A 3,714-nucleotide genomic window follows, 5' to 3' on the forward strand; every position below is an offset into this window, starting at 1 on the left:
ATTGGTACTATATCAATCAAACTAATTGGCCGGCAATCGAAGCGGCCACTCGTCACGATCTGGGTGTATTTATTATCAGTCCCACGAATAAAGGCGGCTTACTCAACCAACCATCGGCAAAATTAGTCGAACTCTGCCAACCCCTCAGTCCGATCGTTTTTAACAATCTCTTCTGTCTGAGTCATCCCCAAATCCATACCCTCAGTATCGGTGCCGCCACACCCAGCGATTTTGACGAGCATCTCCAGACACTACCATTGCTCGATCGCACCACCGAGTTGCTGCCTCCGATTATCGATCGCCTAGAACAGGCCGCAACTAGTAAACTGGGGACAGAGTGGGTACGCACATGGAAAGAGGGCTTGCCAGCCCCTTCAGATACCCCTGGGAATATCAATATCCACACCATCCTCTGGCTGCGAAATCTGGCGATCGCCTATGACATGATCGAGTACGGCCAAATGCGCTACAATCTGCTCGAAAACGGCGGACACTGGTTTCCTGGTGCTAAAGCCACTAACATCGAAGCACTAGATTTTTCAGCCTGTCTAGCCGCCAGTCCCCATGCCACCAAAATCCCCGCTCTACTTAGGGAAACCGATTTACTCCTCGGTGGGATGGAAGTCAAAAGATTGTCCCAGAGTTGAAATAGTTGGGAGTTTGGAGCGATGAGAAGAGTAAGAGAAAGATGAATAATAAGAAAACGGACGCTTGCGTCCGCTCTCCTCTTCCAACTTCCAACTCCATTGACTAGCCTAATAAAATGTGCTAAGTTAGCAAAGCGCATAAAACGCACCTCAAGAAAAATTCAACAAGCGGATGTGGCGGAATTGGTATACGCGCACGCTTGAGGTGCGTGTGGCTTAGTCCTTGGGAGTTCGAGTCTCCCCATCCGCATTCATAGAAACAACCCCAATCTCTGCACAGAGATTGGGGTTGTTTCTTAAAGTCACCTTCACAGCTCCAGTGAAGTTAACTGGTGACAACAGTTGCGAGTTTTTCCGAAAGTTAGTCGATCGAACTTTGGCAAATAGGTTATGATATAATTTCAGCAGTTAGGGCACGTGGCTCAGTGGATAGAGCATCAGGTTCCGGTCCTGAGGAGCGGGGGTTCGAATCCCTCCGTGCTCATAGATATAGCAAAAAAGCAGCCAATTTCAAGACTTGGCTGCTTTTTTGTGGTTAATAAATTCAGGCGATACCCAGTAGCGGATCTAACTTACCGCTATCGTCTAAATCGTGAAGATCGTCACATCCACCAATGTACGCATCATCGATGAAAATTTGGGGAACGGATCGTTTACCATTGGCTCTGTCGGACATTTTGGACCGAGCCTGCTCGTCTCCATCGATCGCATACTCAGTAAACTCGACACCCTTACTCTTCAACAACGCTTTGGCGCGGATACAGTACGGGCAACTTCGCCAGGTGTAGATTTCAATATTTGGCTGCATAGCAACTTTAGCTAATTTAATCCAGGTTTTACCTATCTATCTTGACATTTTTCGCTGGCGATCGCTCGAATGCGGTCTTCACTGGATCGATCGTCCTCTAAAACTGGAGATCGCACTTAAATAAACACTGGATAAGTATAGACACAAAAAATAGACCACCAGTAAATAGCGATCTAAGTTGCAGTAGTTATTGGGTAACTAATATGACTCAACTATACTCGTAAATTCACGCGTGACCATCCGCCAGTTGTACGTAATTCTCTCAGTCAAAAGGCTGGATTTTGAAGATCGCATCGATTGTCGATCGCCTCAGAATGCACTCTGACAAACATGGTTGTGTATATTCACTGGCCTCTGGATAGCTAAATTTGCTATAGTCAGCATAGAGTGAGAATACTAATAATTTTTAGGAGAGCATCCCCAATGGCGTTCGTACAAGAAGCTTTGCCTTATGATGTCAGTGCTTTAGAGCCACATATGTCCGCAAAGACGTTTGAGTTTCACTATGGCAAGCACCACGCTACCTATGTGGCTAACCTCAACAATCTCACCAAAGATACGCCGATGGCGGATATGTCGATCGAAGATGTTGTTAAAGGTAGTTTTGGTGATGCCAGTAAAGCAGGCATCTTTAATAATGCCGCTCAGGTGTGGAATCACACTTTTTTCTGGAAATCGATGAAGCCTAATGGTGGTGGTAACCCAACTGGCGAATTGGCGACAAAAATCGATGCTGCCTTTGGTAGCTTCGACCAATTTAAAACAGACTTTAAAGCTGCTGCGACAACCCAATTTGGTAGTGGTTGGGCTTGGCTGGTTAACGATGGTGGTACGCTCAAGATTACCAAAACTGGTAATGCCGAAAATCCCCTCGTTCACGGTCAAACTCCGCTGCTGACGCTGGATGTGTGGGAACATGCCTACTACCTCGATTTCCAAAATCGTCGCCCAGATTTTATCAGTACTTACCTAGATAGCTTGGTAAATTGGGATTTCGCAGCGGCTAACCTCAAATAGTCATTAGTGGACGCGCAAGCGTCCATTCACTCTGCTCCCTCATGTGAATTACGGCAATTTTGAAGACAATTCTGACTGGCAATCCGCTTCAGGTGGCAATTGCCTCAGTTTGATCTCACTGGCAGTAGGACTGATCGAACCGAGCTGAGAGTTGGTAATTTCAGCAGCAATACATAGACATCGAGTCAACTCGGTGCTAGAGAATGGGAAGATGGACGATCGAATAACTGTCCGATCGATCGCCAACTAACTCAGTTTAGGAATTAAGTTAAGAACATCTTCCCATTCTTAATTTAATCTATGAAATCGACTCAAGATATCGATCGACTCAACCGCAATCGCTCGATCCTCGCATTGTTATTGATCGTTCCCATCACGAGTATTGGCGCGCTCTGTTCGACAGTTATTGCGCCTGGGGCAATTGGGCAAGGAATCGCGATTTGTTGTGGAATCTGGATGCTAATCTTCCCGTTGCTATGGCAGATATCGATAGAGCGACAGCCGCTCAGATGGAAATTATCACTCGATGGCGCGATTGTTGGCATCTTGCTCGGCGTGTTGATGTTTGGGTCGATTTTGGGCAGTTATTGGTTGGTGGGCAGATATCGGTTAAATATTCCTGATATTAGAGCTAGAGTCAACCAAATGGGGATGAATATTCCGCTGATGGTATTTGGCTTTGGGACTTTTCAGACTCTAGTTAATTCACTAATTGAAGAATACGTGTGGCGGTGGTTTGTCTTTCGCCACTGCGCCAGATTATGGACGCAGACACGCGCAGTTTGGATTTCGGCGGGATTTTTTACGCTGCACCACATTATTTTGCTGGCTGCTTATTGTGACGATTGGCGATTGGTAGTTATCGGCTCGATCGCGGTGTTTGTCGCGGGCGTATTATGGGCTAGATGTGCGAAGATCTATAACTCGCTGTTGCCTAGTTATCTGAGTCATCTAGCTGCGGATTTGGCTTTGCAAATCGCTAGTTGGCACATTCTCTTAGGTTAACAATACATTTATACTAAAAATCTGCCCGATCGAGTTATTAGGACTCTGCGAACAGATTAATAGGTTTAAATATTTTAGACAACAGATAGATTAAGTCCGGAACCGACGCTTATTCTGTCTGTGTCGAGCGATTGCTTTGCGCTTGCGCTTCTCAATTGGAGTTTCAAAGTGTCGGTGTTTCCGCATATCAGGAAAAATCCCCGCTTTGGAGACTTCTCGCTTGAATCGGCGTAGCAC

Annotated in this window: 4 protein-coding genes, 2 tRNA genes and 1 pseudogene; 5 read left to right on the forward strand and 2 right to left on the reverse strand. The window is 46.1% G+C overall.

From position 1 onward, the window contains the following. From RMO27_RS21930 to RMO27_RS21940, 3 genes and pseudogenes are all read left to right on the forward strand, one after another. A pseudogene (locus RMO27_RS21930) lies at nucleotides 1-647 on the forward strand (aldo/keto reductase); the annotation flags it as partial. 168 nt (nucleotides 648-815) lie between these two features. Next, nucleotides 816-897 (forward strand) — tRNA-Leu (locus tag RMO27_RS21935). A gap of 161 nt (nucleotides 898-1,058) precedes the next feature. After that, nucleotides 1,059-1,131 (forward strand) — tRNA-Arg (locus tag RMO27_RS21940). A 60-nt stretch (nucleotides 1,132-1,191) separates the two neighbouring features. Here the strand turns inward: RMO27_RS21940 and grxC are convergent. Beyond that, entirely contained in the window at nucleotides 1,192-1,455 is a 264-nt protein-coding gene (grxC, locus tag RMO27_RS21945) for a glutaredoxin 3 (RefSeq protein WP_309736590.1), read from the reverse strand. A 423-nt stretch (nucleotides 1,456-1,878) separates the two neighbouring features. On the opposite strand from grxC, the gene RMO27_RS21950 reads away from it, so the two are divergent. Both RMO27_RS21950 and RMO27_RS21955 read left to right on the forward strand, forming a co-directional pair. Continuing rightward, nucleotides 1,879-2,472, forward strand: a complete 594-nt coding sequence (locus tag RMO27_RS21950; RefSeq protein WP_309736591.1) for a superoxide dismutase — start codon at nucleotides 1,879-1,881, stop codon at nucleotides 2,470-2,472. 300 nt (nucleotides 2,473-2,772) lie between these two features. Further along, nucleotides 2,773-3,477 (forward strand): CPBP family intramembrane glutamic endopeptidase, encoded by a 705-nt coding sequence (locus tag RMO27_RS21955; RefSeq protein ID WP_309736592.1) that lies wholly within the window; start codon nucleotides 2,773-2,775, stop codon nucleotides 3,475-3,477. A 90-nt stretch (nucleotides 3,478-3,567) separates the two neighbouring features. Here RMO27_RS21955 and rpsU read toward each other — a convergent pair whose 3' ends face one another. Then, a complete protein-coding gene (gene rpsU / locus RMO27_RS21960; protein WP_309736595.1) occupies nucleotides 3,568-3,714 on the reverse strand; it encodes a 30S ribosomal protein S21 in 147 nt (48 codons plus the stop codon).

The sequence above is a fragment of the Chamaesiphon sp. OTE_75_metabat_556 genome (genome assembly GCF_031378165.1).
GTDB lineage: Bacteria > Cyanobacteriota > Cyanobacteriia > Cyanobacteriales > Chamaesiphonaceae > Chamaesiphon.